Origin of the sequence: Microbacterium sp. 2RAF4 (genome assembly GCF_052115285.1) — a bacterium.
Taxonomy (GTDB): domain Bacteria; phylum Actinomycetota; class Actinomycetes; order Actinomycetales; family Microbacteriaceae; genus Microbacterium; species Microbacterium oxydans.
Window position 1 is genome coordinate 105,504 of the sequence record NZ_JBFRGI010000002.1, and the last position, 18,466, is coordinate 123,969.

Here is an 18,466-nt window from a genome sequence, read left to right on the forward strand (position 1 = left end):
CGTGCTGCCCCGAACGGGGTGCGCCGCTCAGGGATAGACCGTGATCGGCTTCTCGCCGCCCGCGCTCGTCTGGATGGGCATCACCGCGATGGCGCCGGGAGCCGTGAGCGCCACCGCCGCATGCACGGGCGCCGTCGTCTGCATCCGGTAGGTCGTGCGCCCCGCGACGGCGACCCCGGCGGTCTCGCCTGCCGGGACGACGATCTCCTGTGGTTGCCCCCCGCCCACGGGTTCGAGCGTGACGGTGGCGTCAGCGTCGGACGTGTTGGCGAGCTGCAGTCTGGCCGCCGGACCGGACGGCACGGCGAACACCACGTCGACATCGATCTCCGGAGCCGGCATCACCCAGGCGAAGTCCGAGTCGAGCCCGAATCCGTCCTGCTGTCGGACTGCGGCGATGAGCGGCACGTCCGCTTCCACCTCGACCGTGTACCGACCCGGCTCGAGACCGGACAGGGACACCTGGGACGGGAGATCGGCTTCGACCGGGACGGTGAACTCGTCGGCCAGGCCCGCCTCCCCCTCCGCGCGGACCTTCACCTGGACGCGAGCGTCGACGCCCGGCGAGAGAACGCGCAGAACAGTCATCTCGGAGTCGTCGCCGCTCGCCGGGAACGCCTCCACCCCGGTGAACACGAGCTTCTGCTGTGCCCCGGGGACCGAGTCCTGAAGGTCGATGCCCGCGGGGTCGAGAACCCGCACCAGCGATGACTGGAGGGCAGCCCGCACCGGGGCTCCCACAGCGCTCACCTTCACCACGGGCACGTCGTTGCCGGTGGTGAACGACGTGAGGGGAAGGGCTGTCTGCGAGCGCGCGGGGACGATCACCGTCCGCGTGCTCCGCGCGGGTCCGTACACCGACAGCGTGACAGTCGACGGGACATCGGCCGCATTCGTCAGCGTCACGATGTCCTCCGTCCCGGTGTCGATGCTTCCTCCGACGAGCCACGACTCCAATCGCGGCTGACCGCACGGGAGGGCGGCGTATCCGGCGAGGTCGTCGGCGGCGATCGTGATCGACTCCGCTCCGGCGATCAGCGGCGCCGTGCGCCCGTCGACCGGCCCTGTGAGCTGTTCCGGCCCCTCGGCCTCCGGCAGATCCGTCACCGCGAGCCGTTCCGCTTCCGGAGCTCCCGCGGTACCTCCCGTCGTCAGGGACGGCGAGGCGACGGGGAGCATGTCCAGCGGCGCCGCGGCGTCGCGCCCGAGTGCACGGAGGTCGCCGTTGCAGACGAGGATGCTGTCACCGGGGACCGGTGTGACCTCGACCTGTGCCGGGTCGTGCGCGATGACAGGCCACGGGGCGTGCACCGCCGTCGCGACGCCGATCACACACGCGGCGATGACCGCCACGCCCGTGATGACCCTGGCACCGGTCGCGGCGACTCGGAATGCGCGGTTGCCACTGCTCATCGGTCCTCCTCGGTCGAGGTCGGGCGTCGTCCACCGCGGTCCGTCGATGCTTCCGTACCCGACGAAGACGGCTCGTCGCCCGCCGGCTCTGCGATCGGCGCGAGCGCGTCCTCGTTCAGTGCGGGCTCGTCCTGCGGGTCCTCGATCGTCCCAACCGGCGCTTCGTCGATGAGATCAGCGTCCTCCCTGTGCCGCGGCAGGACGATCGGCTCGTCCGGCACACGGCCGACGATCCGTGAGCGGGAACGTGCGGCGCGGCGCGATGCTCTGGTCGGGATCGACAGCAGGAGGGCGGCGAACACCGCGAGCAGCTGCAGGGTGATCACGAGTCGTGCCGTACCCTGCTGGGCCGAGGTGAGGGAGGGCTGCGCGGCAGGTTCGGCTTCCAGCCGCCAGAGCACTCCACGGTCGGTGGTCCCCGCATGCACGAGGCCGGCACGCTGGTCGATCGCTGCGACGGCCTCGGTGCGCAGAGCCCTCGCCTTGTCGCCCTCTCCCGGGACCTGGGCGACGAGCACGTAACTGATGCCCGTCTCCGCGAGGGCACCCGGCGCATCGAAGTCGCGCGCGGAGAGGAGGTCCACGGCCAGCGTCGAGATGTCGGCGCCCTGTGGCTCGACGGCTGTGGAGGTCAAGGTCGACTGCGAACCGAGGGTCTCGCTCGCGCCCCACGTCACCTCAGCGGCGAGCCCGCCATCGTTCTGCGGGGTCAGCACGAGGGTCGCGATCGGGCGATCACCGGCCGCCTGCGCCGCCACATATGCCGGCAGCGTCGAATCGGGACCGTTGGTGAGGACCGAACGGCCGGTATGCTGCGCGCTGAGCGCGGGCATCGCGCATACCGCCAGTGCCACCGCCGCGACGACCGCGGCGGAGATCCGCAGTCGCGGCATGGTGAGAGCGGTGTCCAGGGTGACGACCGCGGCACCGACCACGCCGATCCAGGCCAGACTGAGCCCTGCCCCTGGCCAGATCGCGACCGGAGTTCCCTGAGCGAAGCTCACGGTGACGCCGGCCGCGAGGAAGGCCGTCGCGAGGCCGGATGCGGCGACGACGAGCAGGGTGATCCCCGCACGCCAGCGCGGCGCGACCGCTGCGCCGAGCGCGAGCACGGCGATGGGGGCGCAGAGCAGCGGAGCCCATACGGCGATCGAAGGCGGGACGATCTCCATCCATCCGGCCAGCCCCGGCGTCGGGAAGCCGCCGGCGAGCGCGAGACGTCCTGCGGCGTCGGCGGCGACCTGCGGGCCTGCCCAGATGAGTCCGGGATCGGCCAGCAGTGCCAACGGCGTGCCGTGTGCGAGCTGCCAGAACACGAGCGGCGCGAAGAGGACGACCGTGGGCACCGGCAGCCACAGCAACCGCCCCGCACCGCGGAACTGCGCGGTGCCGAGCACGATGCCGAGTGCGACGACCCACAGCAGTGCGAGGGCGGGGGCGAGCGAGGGAGCGCAGGCGACGACTGCGGCGAGGAGCAGCGAGGCGCTTCCCGCTGCACCCCAGGACCGATGCGCGACCACCGCGCTGTGGAAGAGCCACGGGAGCAGGAGGTGTACCAGCACCGCAGTCGGGCGCCCTTCCACGAGCGCGGTGAGGAAGGTCGGGGCGAGAGCCCACGCGATTCCCGCGAAGATGCGCAGGCCCTCACGATCGGTCACACGCGTTGCGGCGAACCAGCCGCCGAGCACGGCGAGCGGGAGCGCGAGGATCCACAGCAGAACCACCGAGAAAGAGGGGCCGGCAGGCCAGAGCGAGCCCAGCACGGCCACGACCGAGGCGAAGGGGTCGGCCGGGCCGACCAGGCCGAGGGCGACATCCCTCATCCCCCACGCGGCGTCGCTCCACAGCGCACCCACGGTCTGCCGGAGGGGCAGCAGCGCCCCTCCCCCCAGTGTCGGCCACGCCAGCAGGCTCGTGAAGGAGGCGATGCTGACCACCAGCGCTGCGAGCACGGCCCAGGCGCCACCTCCCGAGAAGAAGCGCAGTTCGCTGACCGCACCACCCTCGCTCCCATGGCCATCGTCCAGCCGTCGCCGCAACTCCGACGACGTCACTCGCAGCGGCGCGATGCTGGCCCAGCTGGAGGTGCGGAACGCTCGAATCGCCGCGCGCGACCGCACGACCGCGCCGAACCGCGACATCGCCGTGAGCGCTGCACCCCATTCGGGAAGAACGGCTTCCGGGCGCTTAGCGACGAGATCGGTGATGGAGCGCCACAGCGCGAGCGGCAGCAGACTGAGCCAGTGCAGAGGAACGGCTGCGGCAGGCGCATAAGCCAGACGCCGATGGAGCTGCGCCAGCCGGGTGACGAAGGCCCGCCGGAATCGGCCGGACGGCAGCGCGGCAGGACCATCCGGCGACACGGAGACCCGCGCGCCCGGAGCGAGCACGACGCGCCCTCCGCCCAAGCGTGCACGGACTCCGAGGTCGAGGCCCTCGTCTGCTCCGGCGAGCGCCGGATCCGGCCGCAGGGCATCGCGGACCTCGCCACGGATGAGGAGACCTCGCACGTCCGCACCGAGTGCGTCGTCCGAGCGGTCGTGCTGTCCCTGGTCGAGTTCACCCGCCGCGAGTTCGACCGAGCGTCCGAGAGCGGTCATGCTGACGCCGAGCGACACGATCTCGCGGTCGTTGTCCGAGGCCACGAGCTTGGGAGCGATGATCGCGGCGGAGGGCGAGCGCTCCAGCATCCCGCTCAGGCGTTCGAGCGCCCGCGGGTGCGGCGTGGTGTCCTGGGCGAGCAGCCAGATCGCCGAACCTTCCGAGACCCGGGGCCTCGCGAGCTCGACGGCCTCGGCGAAGGAAGTGGTGGCGCGCGCTTCGATGATCCCCTCGACGGTGCTCGCGACGGCCTCGCTCTCGCGCACTGACGATGCGTCACCGCACACGACGAGCGTCACGGCGGCGGCAGGAGTGGTCTGAGCGCGGAGGGCGTCGAGAGTGCGGAGCAGCTGCGCTCGGGAGGACGATCCAGTGCGCGCGACGATGATGGCGTGAACTCGGGCTGGCATGACGTCGTCAGCCTATGCGCGTGACCGCCGACGTCTGCGTACTGGACGCGGCGCGCCCGCGAAGCCACGCATTCCCTGAGGTTCTGCCCCGGGGAGCGGATGACGGCTCAGCTCGCGCGGCGCTTGAGCTTGCGACGCTCGCGCTCGGAGAGCCCACCCCAGATGCCGAATCGCTCGTCGTTGTTGAGAGCGTATTCGAGGCATTCGCCACGGACATCGCACGAGGTGCAGATCCGCTTGGCGTCTCGGGTCGAGCCGCCCTTCTCAGGGAAGAACGCCTCGGGGTCCGTCTGCGAGCAGAGCGCGTCGCTCTGCCAGGCGAGGGCATTGTCATCCTCCGCGGCGTCCGCGCGTCGAACCCCGGGAACACCGAGGTTGATCGGATCGACGAACCAGTTCTCCGGTACGTCTGAACGGTATCCCGTCATCTCGATCTCCAACCCTGTCTCCGCCCCCCGGCGGGCCGTGCGCATGACTAATTACACCCGTGTCATTCGCTCCGGTCAAGTCGCGGATCGTAAACCCTCAAGGAACTCTTTAAGGTTCTTGACCTGTCACCGGCGTGTCGGATCCGTCCGATGAGCCCGTGTCAGCGTCCGGGTCCGGCGACGAACGCCTCACCAGCGCCGGTGAGGGTGATCGTCTCCTCGGCGGAGTCCGCGAAGGCGACGGTCCCGATCGCGAGTGTGAGCGCCTCGCCCTCCGGAGAGGTCACCGTCACCTCACCGGCCGTCGCGAGGACCATCGTGGGCCCGGAGAGCCCGATCGTGAGCGGGGCGCCGTCGACGACCACCCGTTCGAGGGCGAAGTCGGGCACCGGAACGGGGTAGGCCGTGACGGGACCCTCATCCCGCGCCCGCAGCACCGGCACTTCTCCGGGAGCGGTGTCGAGGATCGCGAGAAGCTCAGGGACGTCGATGCGCTTGGGAGTGAGTCCGCCGCGGAGCACATTGTCGCTCGCCGCCATGATCTCGACGCCGAGTCCGGAGAGGTAGGCATGGAGGAGACCGGCACGGAGGAAGATCCCCTCGCCCCGCGCGAGGACGACGTGGTTCATGAGCAGCGCCACCACGACGCCCGGGTCGCCGGGGTACGTCTGCGCCACGCCCGCTATCGCCTGCAGAGTCGTGCCCCACTCCCCCGCATCGGCGCGGGTGGACGCAGCGACGACCGCGGCGATGATGTCGTCGACCTCAGCGCGGGCACTGCCACCGAGCAGCCAGGCGATCACGTCGCGCAGGGCGTCGCCTTCCGCACTCAGGCGCGTCCGAAGCTCCTGGACGCCGTGGCTGTCGTCGAGAGCACCGAGCAACGCGAGCGTCCGGGGAACGGGACGCAGTCCGCTCAGGGACTCGAAGCGCTCGCTGAGTGCGACGAGGAGTTCCGGCTTGTGGTTGGCGTCACGATAGTTGCGCCGCGGGTCGTCCGCGGCGAGATCGCTCTCCCGCTCCCATCCTGCCCTGGCCTGATCGATCGTCGGGTGCACCTGGATCGAGAGCGGGCTCCCCGCGGCGAGCAGCTTGAGCAGGTACGGGAGCGTGCCCCCGGTGATCTGGTCGAGCGTGCCGGCGCCTGCGACGTCGGCGGGGTCGCCGGGATGGTCCCCGAACCACACCTCGGCCTCCGGCGCACCGGTGGGCGTGCGCCCCTCGAGTCCGGCAAGAAGCGAGTCCGATCCCCAGGCGTAGTCACGGGGCGTGTTCGAGAGGCGAAGCAGCATGCACCCCAGCGTAGAGCGGTGCTGCGGCGTTCAGCGACGCCCGGAGCACGGCGCGGTAGCCTGAACGCGATGGCCCAGTACACGAAGCATCCGGTGTCTGCCCCGCCCACCGCGCCGGAGCGCGAGTCGACGGGGCATCTGCTGCTGCGCGGGTATGCGATCCTCGTGCTCTTCGTGACCTTCGCCCACTCCGCGGTCTACAACCTGCTCGGGCGGGACGGGGCCGCCGTGACGCTCGCCGTCTTCACGCTCACGACTCTCGGCATCGGCATTCCGATGCTCGCCCGCAATCGCCCACAGCCGTTCCGCTGGCGGCGCCTGCCCTGGACAGCCCTCGGCTACACCGCCTTCGCGCTCGTCTCCGTTGCCTGGTCGCAGTGGCGCGGTCCCACGCTCGTCACCTGGATCCTTCTCGCCGCCGTCACGGTGAACGCGCTCTTCCTGGCCCATGTGCTCACCTGGCACGAGATCGTCCGGGCCCTCTCGTCGGCATTCAAATGGATCCTCGGTCTCTCGCTGGCGATCGAGCTCTGGGTCTCGCTGGTGCTGCACGGGCCGCTGCTGCCGAACTTCCTCACCCTCCCGGACGGCAAGATCGATCCGCAGTGGTACTGGGTCCGCGACAACCTGTTCGACGGCGGCAGGATCCAGGGCATCGTCGGGAACGCGAATCTGCTCGCGATCATCTCGCTCTTCGCGATCATCACCTTCGGGGTGCTGTTCGCAGCCAAGGCGCGCTGGCGCACCACGCTGGCCCTGTGGATGCTTCTCGCCGCGTACTTCCTGTTCCGGACCGCATCGGCGACGGCCCTCGTATGCGCGGCGGCGGTCGCCGTCGTGCTCGCTGTCGCGCTGCTGATGCGGCGGGCCCGCACTCCGGGAGCGCGCACCCGCATCTACGTGGTCTCGATCGGCGGCGCGGTGGTCGCAGCGTTGGGGATCTGGCTGCTGCGCGAGCCACTGCTGGGGCTTCTCGGTCGCAGCAGCGACCTCACCGGACGATCCGAGAAGATCTGGACCAAGGTGCTGGAGCGTGCGGCCGAGCACCCGATGGTCGGCAACGGGTTCTCGAGCCCGTGGATCCCCGACGATCCCGCCTTCGACCGGTGGATCACCGATCACGGGATCACCGTGTTCCACGCGCACAACATGTGGCTCGACGTCCTGCTCCAGCTCGGCGTGGTGGGAGTGGTGCTGATGGCGGTGGCCTACGGCACGCTGCTGTGGCGCTCCTGGTTCTTCGCGGTCGATCGTCCCCGCTGGGACCTCGATGACGCACGTCCGTTCTCGCCGTTGACCCTGCTGCCCAGTCTGTTCACGGTGGTCCTGCTCGTGCAGGGATTGACCGAGTCGACGCCCATCATGCTGTGGGGCTGGATGCTGCTCGTGCTGCTGTCGTTCAAGCTCAAGTCGGTGCCGCTGGTCGGCGTCGGCGAACGCGACCTGCTGTTCGAACGCGGCACTCGGCAGCGGCGGGTGCCGTGACGTCGGCACGCCCGATCGTGCGGCTGCTCGGCTCCGTGGAGTTGGCACGCGCCTTCACGCTCGCAGCGCTGGCTGCCGTGTTCGGGTCCTACGCCATCCGGCAGATGACGTCGGCGACCACGCTCGCGACGATCATCGCCGCGCTCTGCCTGCTGGGAGCGGCCATCCTCTGGATACGTCGCGACGAGCTGTCACTGCTGCGCATCGCGCCGTCGTCACTGCTCGCCTTCCTCGCCTGGGCCCTCGTGAGCGTCTTCTGGACCACGGACAAGTCCGACACGATCTTCGGTTGGATGTCGCTGTTCGGCTTCGCGTTCCTCGCCATCACGATCGGCCACGTGCGCGACACGCTCCAGACGGTCCGCGCGATCGGCGACACGCTCCGGGTGCTCCTGGCCGCGTCGCTCGCAGTGGAGATCCTGTCCGGCGTGCTGCTCGACCTGCCTTTCACCTTCCTCGGGATCCAGGGGAATCTCGCTGTCGGCGGCCCGATCCAGGGCCTCTTCGGCAGCCGCAACATGCTCGGATTCGTCGCGGTGATCGCGCTCATCACCTTCGTGATCGAGTGGCGCACGCAGTCCGTGAAGGCCCCGCTCGCCGTGGCGTCGATCGCACTCGCGAGCTTCCTGGCGGTGCTGTCCTCCTCCCCCACGGTCCTCGTGCTCGCCGGTGCCGTCGGCGTCGTCACGGTCGCCCTCACGATCGTCCGCCATACCCCGGCCGACCGTCGCACGATCGTGCAGTGGACGCTCGGCGTCGTCGTCACCCTCGCCCTCGCCGCGGCGTTCGCGCTGCGCCATCAGATCATCGCCGTGCTCGATGCGGGCTCCGACTTCTCGATCCGTGGCTCGCTGTGGAACACGATCCTCGACTTCGTCGCCGTGAAACCGGTCCAGGGGTGGGGATGGTTCGGTGACTGGGCACGGGGCGAGTACCCGTTCACCTACATCAACTTCCAACTCGACGACCGCCACCAGAGCGCTCTGAACGCTTTCTTCGACGTACTGCTCCAGCTCGGCGCCGCGGGGCTGGTGCTCTTCCTCCTGCTGGGCGGAGTCGCTCTCATCCGCTCCTGGCTCGTGGCGAGCACGCGCCGCTCCGTCGTGTACGCCTGGACGCCGATCATGCTGGTGACGCTGGCGGTCGATTCCATGTTCGAGAGCTTCACCCTCGTCGGCGCCGGATGGTTCATGCTCGTGCTGTGCGCACTGCGTGCAGGACAGTCGCGTTCCTGGCGCGAGAACATCGATGCGGCGCACACGGGCGCCATACCGACGCTCCGGCCGCAGGAGTAGCCGAAGAGGGCCGTCAGCGGACGGAGGGCAGCTTCGCCGCCCAGGTGATCGCGTCGCGGACCCCGTCGTCCACCGAGCGCTCGGCACGCCAGTCGAGAACCTCAGCCGCACGATCGACGATCGCGAACGCACCGGCCTGATCGCCGGGACGCCGCGCGGTCTCGACGACGGCAAGAGCCTCACCCGTGACCCGCTCGAAGGCCGCCACCAGCTCGCGGACGGTCACGCCCTCCCCGGTACCGATGTTGATCACCCGATAGGGGTCGTCCGCCGTCGCGACCTCGTCGAACCGCTCGACGGCCGCCACGTGTGCGAGCGCGAGGTCCCAGACGTGGATGTAGTCCCGCAGCCCGGATCCGTCCCTGGTCGGCCAGTCGGTTCCGGTGATCGAGAAGGACTCGGCTGCGGCATGGGACTGCATGATCTTCCCGAGCGCATGCGAAGGCAGCGGGTTCTGCAGCCCGGTGCGCATCTGCGGATCGGCGCCGATGGGGTTGAAGTAGCGGAGGGCGATCGCACGGAAGTCGCCGTTGGACGCCGCATCCTCGAGGATCTGCTCGACCATCGCCTTCGTCGTGGCGTAGGGACTCGAGGGAGCCAGCGGAGCGTCCTCATCGACCCCCGCACCGCTCTCCCCCTCGTAGACGGCAGCCGAGGAGCTGAACACGATGCGAGGGATCCCCGCGTCACGCAGACGCTGGAGCAGCACGATCGTCTTCCCCACGTTGGTCTCGTAGTAGCCGAGAGGATCCGTGACCGACTCGGGCACGACGATACGCGCAGCGCAGTGGATCACCGCATCGATATCGGGGTGATCGCCCAGCAGACGCCCGAGGACCACCGGGTCGGCGATGTCGCCCTCGTAGAACGCGCGACCTTCGCAGAAGGCTCGGAGCCCCTTGGAGAGGTCGTCGAGGATGACCACGTCGATGCCAGCCTCGATGCACGCGGTGGCGACCGTGGATCCGATGTATCCGGCGCCGCCGGTGATCAGTACCTTCATCGCAGCCAGTCTAACCGTCGCCCCTTCGCCACCGAGGTGAGCCTCTCCGCTGATCTGAAGGGAGCGGACGGTAGGCTACTCTCTGCTCGTCGAGTCCGGCCGCTGTCCCCACGACGGCCGCCTGTGACACCAACATCGGAGAAACCAAACCGTGGCATACGTCCTGCAGAACGTCGTCTTCCCCGGTGGCGACGACCCCGATGTGTTCCCGCTCTACGTGGACGCCGAGCATCGACCTGGCACTGAGGACGAACCCGCCGCTGATGCCGCGATCACACCGATCGAGGGCATCCTCGACCGCTCCAGTGCGCGGATCCCGGCGAAGAGCACCTGGTCGTTCAGCACCTACTTCAACGCCTTCCCCGCCGCGTACTGGCGCCACTGGACGAGCGTGCGGGACGTGCGTCTCACCGTGCGCTCCGCCGGTTCTGGCACCGTGCAGCTGCATCGCTCGGATGCGCAAGGCGAGTCCCACCGGATCGAGGCGCGCTCCGTCGTGGGAGACGCCACGACGACCTTCGATCTCGATCTCGGCCCCCACGAGGAAGGCGGCTGGATCTGGTTCGATGTCGTCGCGGATGAGGAGCCCGTCGTCCTGGTCGGTGCGCGCTGGGAGACGGAGCACGAGCCGGTCCGCACCGGGAAGGCATCGCTCGGGATCACGACATTCGACAAGCCGGATTACTGCATCGAAACGCTGAGGACGCTGGCATCGTCCCCCGATGTGCTGTCGCTGGTCGACCGCATCTTCCTCGTCGACCAAGGCACCCGTTTGGTCGCCGAGCAGGATGGATATGAAGCCGTCTCCGCCCTCCTCGGCGACACGCTTCGTGTGATCCGGCAGGACAACCTCGGCGGATCCGGTGGATTCGCTCGGGCCATGCAGGAATCGCTCCTGCGTCCGGAGAGCGAGTTCGTGCAGCTGCTCGACGATGATGTCCGACTCGAGCCTGAGTCCCTCCGTCGCTCGATCGTGTTCGCCCGCTTCACGACCGAGCCCACCATCGTCGGTGGCCACATGTTCGACCTGATGGCACGCTGCACACTGCACGGCTGGGCTGAGGTCGTCGACGAGCTGGCCTTCGCCTGGGGCGACACCAACCCGGAGCGGATGCCCCACGACTTCGCGACGGCGAGCCTGCGTGATTCCCCGTTCCTGCACGCGCGCATGGAGGCCGATTACAACGGGTGGTGGATGTGTCTCATCCCGCTCGAGGTGATCCGCGAAGTCGGACTCGCCCTGCCGGCGTTCATCAAGTGGGACGATGCCGAGTTCTGTCTGCGCGCGGGCGAGGCCGGTTTCCGCACCGTGTCGCTTCCCGGCGTCGCCCTGTGGCACGTGTCGTGGGTGCACAAGGACGACATGATCGACTGGCAGGCGTACTTCCATGCCCGGAATCGGATCGTCGCCGCGCTCCTGCACTCGAACGCCCCCCGCAGCGGACGACTCCTGGTGCACAGCCGTCGCGTCGACCTCAAACACCTCATGATGATGCAGTATTACCCCGTGGCCCTTCGCGCGAAGGCACTGCGCGACGTCCTATCCGGGCCGCGTCATCTGCGAGAGAGCCTCGCGACAGCGATGCCCGCAGCCCGGGCGATCGCGTCCGACTTCCCGGAGACGGTCGTGCACCACGACACGTCGAACCTCGGGCGCCCGCGGACCGGACGACGCCGGTACCTGCACGAACCGGTGAGCCCCGAGGGGATGAAGCTGCGGTGGCTGACCCTCTCCACACTCGTCTCGAACTGGTTCCACCGTCCTGCTCCGGAGAACGTCACGGCCCCCGAGACGGAGTTCCGGAAGAAGGATGCCGTCTGGTGGCGGCTGGGAAGCGTCGACAGTGCGCTCGTCGAGACCGCGGATTCCGCCGGAAAGCTCCTCTACATCCGTGACAGGCGCACGCACCGCCGGATGCTCCGCGACTCCCTCCGGCTGCACGCCGAGCTGCGCCGCCGTTGGCCCGAACTGCAGAAGCACTATCGTGACGCGCTCCCCGAGCTCGTCTCCTCCACGTCCTGGCAGCAGATCTTCAAGGAGAAGGCATGACCGCGGCACCCGCTGCATTCGACCCGACCACGGCGACGATCGTCATCGTCACCTACAACCGCTCGCACCTTCTCACCGGACTGCTCACGAGCATCACCGCGATGGACCCGAAGCCGGGTCGTATCGTGATCATCGACAACGCGTCGGTGGACGACACCACGGACGTGGTCGACTCGTTCCGTGAGGGCATCGGTACCGAGATCGTGTACCGCCGTCTCGACACCAACACGGGCGGATCAGGCGGCTTCAGCGAGGGAATGCGCACCGCATACGACCTCGGCTCCGAGTGGATCTGGATGATGGACGACGACGTCGAGGTCCTTCCGGACGGCCTGGCCAGGATGGGCTTCTGGACTCCGCGGTTCAAGAGCATCCAGGGACGCCGCTACGACTACGACGGCAGCGAGTTCTACTGGCAGTACCGCATCGCCGAGCGCATGGGCATCCCGATCCCGTTCGCACCGTCCGGTTTCGACACTTCCGGCTACAAGGAGATGAACAGCGGCTGCTTCGAGGGCATGTTCATCCACCGCTCCGTCGTCGCCCAGATCGGCCTGCCCGACCCGCGCTTCTTCATCTACTGGGACGACCAGATGTACGGGTGGCTCGCGTCCCGCAAGACGACCGCGGTGATCGTGGACGAGTTCGTGCTGCGCCGCACCCGCGAGATCAAGCAGTGGGACATGGGCATCCGGCACATGAACGCGTCGAGCAACGCCTACCGCTTCTACATCATGCGCAATCGCGCCTACATCAAGAACTACTACCGCGTGCACGGCGTCTACAACCCGGTGCTGTTCGGTCTGGGGACGGCGATGACCTTCGCGAAGGAGCTCATCCGACTGGTGTTCGTGGAGAGGACGGTCCGCGGCACCAGCAACCTGTTCCGAGGCCTGAGAGAAGGCGGCAGACTCGCCCGCGATCGGTCCTGGCAGCCGATGGCTCCGCTGGAAGGATGAGGCCATGACCGACGAACCGCAGCCCGAGCTCCGTTGGGCCCCCATCGAACCCAAGCCGCGCAATCGCGGACGAGTCTGGTTGATCATCGGCCTCTCCGTCCTGGCCCTGCTCGTCGTCGCCGCGCTGCTGTTCTTCCTCCTTCCCAGGGGCGGGTCACCGGCGCCGGGCGCTTCGACGTCTCCGACGGCGACGACGACCCCGACGCCGACGCAGACGCCGTCCGCGCCTCCGTCCGCGTCCCCCGATCCCACGACTCCGGTCGACACTCCCCCACCCGTGCAGGATCCGTCGCTTCCCGCGTTCCGCGACCGCGTCGGCGTGTGGCTGGAATCCGCGCTGGTCGGGCTGGACATCGTCTCCGAAGGCGATGGAGATCTCGAATCGGTCCTGAACACGATGCAGGGAGACGCACAGCGCCTGACGGAGGCGCTGCCGCCGTCGTCGATCGCCGAGGACTGGGACGCGACGACGCGCGAGTACTCGAGCCGACTGAGTGCGCTGCGCTCCGCCGTATCCTCCGGATCGAACGTGGGTCAGGCCGTCGACGCCGCACGCGTCAGCGTCGACGAGCTGCGCAGCCTCGCCGGCTTCTAGCCTCCGAGTCGCCCGCGGCTATCGAGCGGGCGACTCGAGACGACGGAGACGCTCCTCATAGTGCGAAGCGAGCTCGAGCCGGATACGTGCCCGCTCGTGTTCGGCTCTCGCCCGCACGAGGTCGCTCTCCGGATCCTCGTTCGCGAGGTCGAGCTGATGACGCAGCCACTCGAAGCGCTGCTCCAACGCAGCGACCTGCGGGGCGATGCGATCGAACTCGGAGCGAATGTAGGAGAAGTCTGCTTGGTTGCCGGCCAAGCGAGCCTCATAGTCGGCGCGGGTGCGCTCGAGGCTCGCGAAGGCCTCTTCGAGGCGCGCGTCCACTCTGGCATCCACGCGGCGCACGACGGCAGCGTCGATCCGTCGACGGATTCGGTTCAGCATTCAGTCCTCAATCATTCGGGTGATTGGTGATGGTCGGGTCTGGAGATCAGCGGTGATAAGAGATGCGCCCGGAATCGATCCACTCGCGCACGAGCATGGATTCGAGGTCGATGCGGTGTTCGGCCCCGACGGCTGACGGGTCTCCGTACGCGTGGTTCCAGGCGGTCTGTTCCGGCGCGTCCACGAAGGAGAACCCGGTGACATCCATCTCGACATCAGGGAACAGTCTGGTCGCGATCCAGAGCATCACCGTGCCCGTGGTCGCCCATTGTCCGCCCTGGTGCGGATCCACCCCCATCGCCTCGCCGAGAGGCAGGATGACCTCGCGGTTCGGCATCGTGACGATGCCCAGGTCCGGCGGCCAGAACTCGGGGGTCTTCGGGTTCTCCCACAGCAGACGTCCCGGTTCGATCATGAGGTAGAGACGGTCGGTGTAGTCCGAGAAGAACCACGGGGTGGGTCGGACACCACGGTTGAAGACCACGACATCCACGCGTCGCCCGACGGTCGCCGGCCCATCGATGTCATCCATGCGGAAGCCGTTGACGCGGATGACGAGGTCTGCGGAGTCGATCCGCTCCGCACGTTCCGAAGACTCGTCCAGAGGCTGATTTCCCACCACCGCGACTCGGCGGATCCCCTCGGGTCGGCCGAACGACTCCACGAGCGGTCGAAGGCGGTCGTAGAAGGCTTCCTCGCCAGTCGTCCCACGCTCGTCCCCGACGAGCTCCGTCACACGCCCCATAGACCCACAGCTTAGGGCAATATTCCGGCCCATCCGGAATTACGGTCCTGCAGTCCGCGGGGCCGGAGCGCACCTCCCCGCGCAACGCAGGTCGCATCTTCGAGGAACTCCCCCGTCTAGAGTTGTCGGCGTGACTTCTGCACAGACCATCGATCTCTCCTCGGCGAAGATCGGCCCCGGTTCCCCCGTGTTCACGATCGCCGAGATGTCGGGCAACCACAACGGAGATCTCGAACGAGCGCTCGCGATCGTGGATGCCGTGGCATCGACCGGGGCGAACGCCCTCAAGATCCAGACCTACACCGCCGACACCCTCACGATCGACTCCGACCGCCCCGAGTTCCGTGTGAAGGGCGACCACGATCTCTGGGGTGGACGCAATCTGTACTCCCTGTACCAGGAGGCGCACACGCCGTGGGAGTGGCACGCGCCGATCTTCGAGCGCGCCGCCGCGCACGGCCTGATCCCTTTCTCCACACCATTCGATCCGACCTCCGTCGAGTTCCTCGAGAGTCTCGGCGTCAAGCTCTACAAGACGGCGTCCGCGGAGATCGTCGACCTTCCGCTCCTCCGCGAGGTCGCTCGCACGGGCAAGCCCATGATCGTATCGACGGGGATGGCCACTCTCTCCGAGATCGACGCCGCGGTGACGGCGATCCGCGACTCCGGCAACACGCAGCTGGTGCTGCTCGCCTGCACGGCGGCCTACCCCGCCATCCCTGAGGAGGCGCGACTGGGCAACATCCGGACGCTGCGCGAGGCCTTCGACGTGCCCATCGGGCTCTCCGACCACACCCTCGGCATCGGGGTCGCCGTGGCGGCGGCCGCTCTCGGGGCCGTGGTGATCGAGAAGCACGTGACCCTCGACCGGGGCGATGGAGGCGTGGACGCCGACTTCTCCCTGAGTCCCGCCGAGTTCGCCTCGCTGGTCAGCGCGTCGGAGCAGGCACGGATCGCCGCAGGAAGCGGAACCGCCTTCGGTCCCACACCGCAGGAGCAGACCGTCCTCGCACTCCGCCGGTCCCTGTACGTGACGGCGGATGTCCGCGCCGGCGACGTCGTCAGCGCGGCGAACGTCCGCTCGATCCGCCCCGCCGGCGGTCTGGCACCGGAGGCCTACGGACTGGTCGAAGGGCGTCGATTCACTCGCGATGCGGACCGAGGCACCCCTCTGTCCTGGGACCTGCTCTAGCTCCTGGAATCTGCTCCAGTCAGCGATTCGGCGAGAGACGCCACTTCGCGAACGTGGCGAAGCCGCCGGCGTCGGCGGGAAGGTGCGGCAGGTATCCTGCCCGCTGGAACAGCTTCGAAGAGGCCGTGTTCGTGGTGTGGACGGTCGCGAGGAGGCGACTCGGCGCATCCACGATCAGCGCCTGCTCCGAGGCGGCGAGCACGGCGCCGGCGAGGCCACGTCCGCGCTGTTCCGGGGCCATCGTGATCGACGCCTCCCAGTCCGTCGGGGAACGCCGGTCCCACCGCGTCGAGGCCACCGGTCGTCCTTCCGACTCGATGACCAGGAGCCGGCGGTCCGGATCGGAGAGGGTGCGGTCGAGCCACGAGACGTGCGAACCCCATTCGAGAGGTTCGCTCGACCGGGAGTGAGCTCGAGCGGCTTCGTCGTTGCGCCAGTCGTAGAGCACCCTGGCGTCGTCCCGCGTCGCCGGGCGCACGCTGATCGGAGGCGAGGGACGGGGCTCGTCGGGCCCTGCATCGACGAGTTGCTCCCAGGATGCGACGATCCGCCACGTCCCGAGCCCGTCGACCGTGTCCCGAAGCGCGGCTGACTGCGCCGCCAGCGCGTCGCCGTCACGCAGAAGAGCGCCCAGCGCGGCGACCCGTGCCTCCAGATCGGCGTGGGGCGGAACACCGAGTCCCACCGCGAGCTCCCGCCTCACGACGTTCGTGTAGCCCGGACGCTGATTGTCGACCGCGCACAGGACGGCCATCGGAACGCCCATGCACGCGAAGTCCCACACGGATGTCCCGGCCGCCGTCACCGCGAAGTCGTGCTCACGCGCCAGGGCAGGCAGATCGTCGACGAACCCGCGCACCTGCACGTCATGGGCGGATGCGGCGGCGGCCTCCCGCACCTCCTCCCGGCCGCGCGGATCGATCACCGTGACACGAAGCGGCGCGGGCACACCGTCGAGCGCTTGCACGACATGAGCCGTGAGCCCCCGGGGGTCGGAGCCGCCCATGACGACGAGCACACGGGGCACTGCGCCTGGCCGGTGCGCTGCGGCGCGCTGGCGGAGCACCTGCTCGCGCACCACTGCGACATCGAGACCGGCCAGAGGGTGGCGGGTGAGGTCGGGCCGCGCGAACGTCTCCTCCCCTCCGAGGTTCGCGTCGATCGACAGATCGGCCGACCTGACGCCGTAGGGGCCGTCCTGCATGTTGCTCACCAGAGTCCCGGAGCCGCGGACGTCGGGCACGTCCGTGTATGCGTCGAGGTGCAGGACGTCCACCTCTCGTGCCGCTGCGATCATCGCTTCGGGAAGCTCTGCCGGGCGGACGGACCGGATGGCGAGATCGGGCTCGATGCGGTGCGCGGCGGCAGACCCGGCCTCGTCGATGTCGCCGATGAGCGACACCGACCATCCGCGTTCCCTGGCGAGGGCGGCGATCGCGAGCGTGCGCATGAGGTGCCCCATGCCGTACTCGACCCCGGCATTGCAATGGAGGAGGGCTCGTCGTCGACTCATCGTTCGCCCTTCATCACCGTCCGCGGGCACGCCCGTACCCACCCGATAGGATAGGCCGGGCGTGATTCAACCCGGGAATCCGCACCATTCCACGACGCTGAGGGAGACAGAGTGTCGGTTCTCGAGGGCTCGAGCATCCTCATCACAGGCGGCACAGGATCGTTCGGCAAGGCGTTCATCCGCCACGCGCTGACGCACCTCGATCCACGGCGCCTCGTGGTGTTCTCCCGCGACGAGCTGAAGCAGTACGAGGTGCGGCAGCAGTTCGGCGACGACCCCCGGCTGCGCTGGTTCATCGGCGACATCCGCGACGAGCGGCGCCTCGCTCGCGCTCTGCACGGAGTCGACTACGTGGTGCATGCAGCCGCGCTCAAGCAGGTGGACACCGCGGAGTACAACCCGTTCGAGTTCGTCAAGACCAACGTGCTCGGCAGCCAGAACGTGATCGAGGCGTCGATCGATGCGGGCGTGAAGCGGGTCGTCGCCCTGTCGACAGACAAGGCCTCCAGCCCCATCAACCTGTACGGCGCCACCAAGCTCACAGCCGACAAGCTCTTCATCACCGGGAACCACTACGCGGCCGCCTACGACACGCGCTTCGCCGTGGTGCGGTACGGGAACGTCATGGGCTCGCGCGGCTCGGTCATCCCGTTCTTCGAGAGGCTCGGAGCCGAGGGCAAGCCGCTGCCGATCACCGATCTGCGCTGCACGCGCTTCTTCATCACGCTGCCGCAAGCCGTCGAGATGGTCGTCGACACCTTCGAGCTCATGCAGGGCGGTGAGCTGCTGGTCCCCCGCATTCCGTCGATGAAGGTGACCGACCTCGCCCACGCCGTCGTGCCAGGCGCAGACCTCGTCGACGTGGGCCTGCGCCCCGGCGAGAAGCTGCACGAGGAGATGATCAGCCCCGAGGAAGGGCGTCGTGCCGTGGTGGTCGCCGACGGCAGGTACTTCATCATCCAGCCCGACCTCGCGTCGTGGGGTTATCGCGTTCCGAAGGATGCCGTTCCGGTGCCCGAAGGCTTCGCCTACCGATCCGACAGCAACGACCGGTGGTACTCGCAGGCCGAGATCGCGGCGATCATCGAAGCGGGTATCTGA

At 68.6% G+C, this 18,466-nt stretch carries 15 protein-coding genes; 7 read left to right on the top strand and 8 right to left on the bottom strand.

All coding sequences use genetic code 11. The features are described 5' to 3' along the window. Positions 1 to 27: 27 nt before the first annotated feature. From AB4070_RS04755 to manA, 4 genes are all read right to left on the bottom strand, one after another. Positions 28 to 1,413 (bottom strand): DUF5719 family protein, encoded by a 1,386-nt coding sequence (locus AB4070_RS04755; protein ID WP_441979116.1) that lies wholly within the window; start codon positions 1,411 to 1,413, stop codon positions 28 to 30. Next, a complete protein-coding gene (locus AB4070_RS04760; RefSeq protein ID WP_441979117.1) occupies positions 1,410 to 4,424 on the bottom strand; it encodes a glycosyltransferase in 3,015 nt (1,004 codons plus the stop codon). The genes AB4070_RS04755 and AB4070_RS04760 overlap by 4 nt, the downstream gene beginning before the upstream one ends. 107 nt (positions 4,425 to 4,531) lie before the next feature. Then, complete coding sequence (locus tag AB4070_RS04765) at positions 4,532 to 4,852, bottom strand: WhiB family transcriptional regulator (protein ID WP_082108760.1); 321 nt, start codon at positions 4,850 to 4,852, stop codon at positions 4,532 to 4,534. Positions 4,853 to 5,013: 161 nt separating this feature from the next. Next, complete coding sequence (manA, locus tag AB4070_RS04770; RefSeq protein WP_441979118.1) at positions 5,014 to 6,144, bottom strand: mannose-6-phosphate isomerase, class I; 1,131 nt, start codon at positions 6,142 to 6,144, stop codon at positions 5,014 to 5,016. 69 nt (positions 6,145 to 6,213) lie between these two features. Between manA and AB4070_RS04775 the strand changes: the two genes are divergently transcribed. Both AB4070_RS04775 and AB4070_RS04780 read left to right on the top strand, forming a co-directional pair. Next, positions 6,214 to 7,629: an O-antigen ligase family protein gene (locus AB4070_RS04775; protein WP_441979119.1), complete on the top strand. Its 1,416-nt coding sequence runs from the start codon at positions 6,214 to 6,216 to the stop codon at positions 7,627 to 7,629. Continuing rightward, complete coding sequence (locus AB4070_RS04780) at positions 7,626 to 8,924, top strand: O-antigen ligase family protein (protein ID WP_441979120.1); 1,299 nt, start codon at positions 7,626 to 7,628, stop codon at positions 8,922 to 8,924. Before AB4070_RS04775 ends, AB4070_RS04780 begins: the two co-directional genes overlap by 4 nt. Positions 8,925 to 8,937: 13 nt before the next feature. On the opposite strand, the gene galE is transcribed toward AB4070_RS04780, so the two are convergent. Continuing rightward, positions 8,938 to 9,927, bottom strand: coding sequence for a UDP-glucose 4-epimerase GalE (gene galE, locus AB4070_RS04785; RefSeq protein ID WP_441979121.1), 990 nt, complete (start codon positions 9,925 to 9,927; stop codon positions 8,938 to 8,940). A 151-nt stretch (positions 9,928 to 10,078) separates the two neighbouring features. On the opposite strand from galE, the gene AB4070_RS04790 reads away from it, so the two are divergent. Genes AB4070_RS04790 through AB4070_RS04800 form a run of 3 tightly spaced genes read left to right on the top strand, consistent with a single transcriptional unit; the run spans position 10,079 to position 13,531 of the window. After that, positions 10,079 to 11,977: a glycosyltransferase gene (locus AB4070_RS04790; RefSeq protein WP_441979122.1), complete on the top strand. Its 1,899-nt coding sequence runs from the start codon at positions 10,079 to 10,081 to the stop codon at positions 11,975 to 11,977. Further along, positions 11,974 to 12,936: a glycosyltransferase gene (locus AB4070_RS04795; RefSeq protein ID WP_441979123.1), complete on the top strand. Its 963-nt coding sequence runs from the start codon at positions 11,974 to 11,976 to the stop codon at positions 12,934 to 12,936. Before AB4070_RS04790 ends, AB4070_RS04795 begins: the two co-directional genes overlap by 4 nt. Positions 12,937 to 12,940: 4 nt before the next feature. Further along, the gene (locus tag AB4070_RS04800; protein ID WP_441979124.1) at positions 12,941 to 13,531 is read left to right on the top strand and encodes a hypothetical protein; all 591 of its coding nucleotides are present in this window, start codon (positions 12,941 to 12,943) and stop codon (positions 13,529 to 13,531) included. Between the two features lie 18 nt (positions 13,532 to 13,549). Here AB4070_RS04800 and AB4070_RS04805 read toward each other — a convergent pair whose 3' ends face one another. Both AB4070_RS04805 and AB4070_RS04810 read right to left on the bottom strand, forming a co-directional pair. Further along, positions 13,550 to 13,915, bottom strand: coding sequence for a hypothetical protein (locus AB4070_RS04805; protein WP_441979125.1), 366 nt, complete (start codon positions 13,913 to 13,915; stop codon positions 13,550 to 13,552). A 46-nt stretch (positions 13,916 to 13,961) separates the two neighbouring features. Further along, positions 13,962 to 14,660 carry a hypothetical protein gene (locus AB4070_RS04810; RefSeq protein WP_441979126.1) on the bottom strand — a complete coding sequence of 233 codons (699 nt, stop codon included), beginning with the start codon at positions 14,658 to 14,660 and terminating at the stop codon, positions 13,962 to 13,964. 130 nt (positions 14,661 to 14,790) lie between these two features. Here AB4070_RS04810 and pseI point away from each other — a divergent pair, with 130 nt between their 5' ends. Continuing rightward, positions 14,791 to 15,852 (top strand): pseudaminic acid synthase, encoded by a 1,062-nt coding sequence (gene pseI, locus AB4070_RS04815; protein WP_441979127.1) that lies wholly within the window; start codon positions 14,791 to 14,793, stop codon positions 15,850 to 15,852. Between the two features lie 19 nt (positions 15,853 to 15,871). Here pseI and AB4070_RS04820 read toward each other — a convergent pair whose 3' ends face one another. After that, positions 15,872 to 17,365 (bottom strand): GNAT family N-acetyltransferase, encoded by a 1,494-nt coding sequence (locus AB4070_RS04820; protein ID WP_441979128.1) that lies wholly within the window; start codon positions 17,363 to 17,365, stop codon positions 15,872 to 15,874. 111 nt (positions 17,366 to 17,476) lie between these two features. Here AB4070_RS04820 and pseB point away from each other — a divergent pair, with 111 nt between their 5' ends. Further along, positions 17,477 to 18,466, top strand: coding sequence for a UDP-N-acetylglucosamine 4,6-dehydratase (inverting) (pseB, locus tag AB4070_RS04825; protein WP_441979129.1), 990 nt, complete (start codon positions 17,477 to 17,479; stop codon positions 18,464 to 18,466).

Excerpts from the sequence above, each read along its gene's own strand:
- AB4070_RS04755 (WP_441979116.1), bottom strand. The coding sequence starts at position 1,413 with ATGAGCAGTGGCAACCGCGCATTCCGAGTCGCCGCGACCGGTGCCAGG.
- AB4070_RS04760 (WP_441979117.1), bottom strand. The coding sequence starts at position 4,424 with ATGCCAGCCCGAGTTCACGCCATCATCGTCGCGCGCACTGGATCGTCC.
- AB4070_RS04765 (WP_082108760.1), bottom strand. The coding sequence starts at position 4,852 with ATGACGGGATACCGTTCAGACGTACCGGAGAACTGGTTCGTCGATCCG.
- manA (WP_441979118.1), bottom strand. The coding sequence starts at position 6,144 with ATGCTGCTTCGCCTCTCGAACACGCCCCGTGACTACGCCTGGGGATCG.
- AB4070_RS04775 (WP_441979119.1), top strand. The coding sequence starts at position 6,214 with ATGGCCCAGTACACGAAGCATCCGGTGTCTGCCCCGCCCACCGCGCCG.
- galE (WP_441979121.1), bottom strand. The coding sequence starts at position 9,927 with ATGAAGGTACTGATCACCGGCGGCGCCGGATACATCGGATCCACGGTC.
- AB4070_RS04795 (WP_441979123.1), top strand. The coding sequence starts at position 11,974 with ATGACCGCGGCACCCGCTGCATTCGACCCGACCACGGCGACGATCGTC.
- AB4070_RS04800 (WP_441979124.1), top strand. The coding sequence starts at position 12,941 with ATGACCGACGAACCGCAGCCCGAGCTCCGTTGGGCCCCCATCGAACCC.
- AB4070_RS04805 (WP_441979125.1), bottom strand. The coding sequence starts at position 13,915 with ATGCTGAACCGAATCCGTCGACGGATCGACGCTGCCGTCGTGCGCCGC.
- AB4070_RS04810 (WP_441979126.1), bottom strand. The coding sequence starts at position 14,660 with ATGGGGCGTGTGACGGAGCTCGTCGGGGACGAGCGTGGGACGACTGGC.
- AB4070_RS04820 (WP_441979128.1), bottom strand. The coding sequence starts at position 17,365 with ATGAGTCGACGACGAGCCCTCCTCCATTGCAATGCCGGGGTCGAGTAC.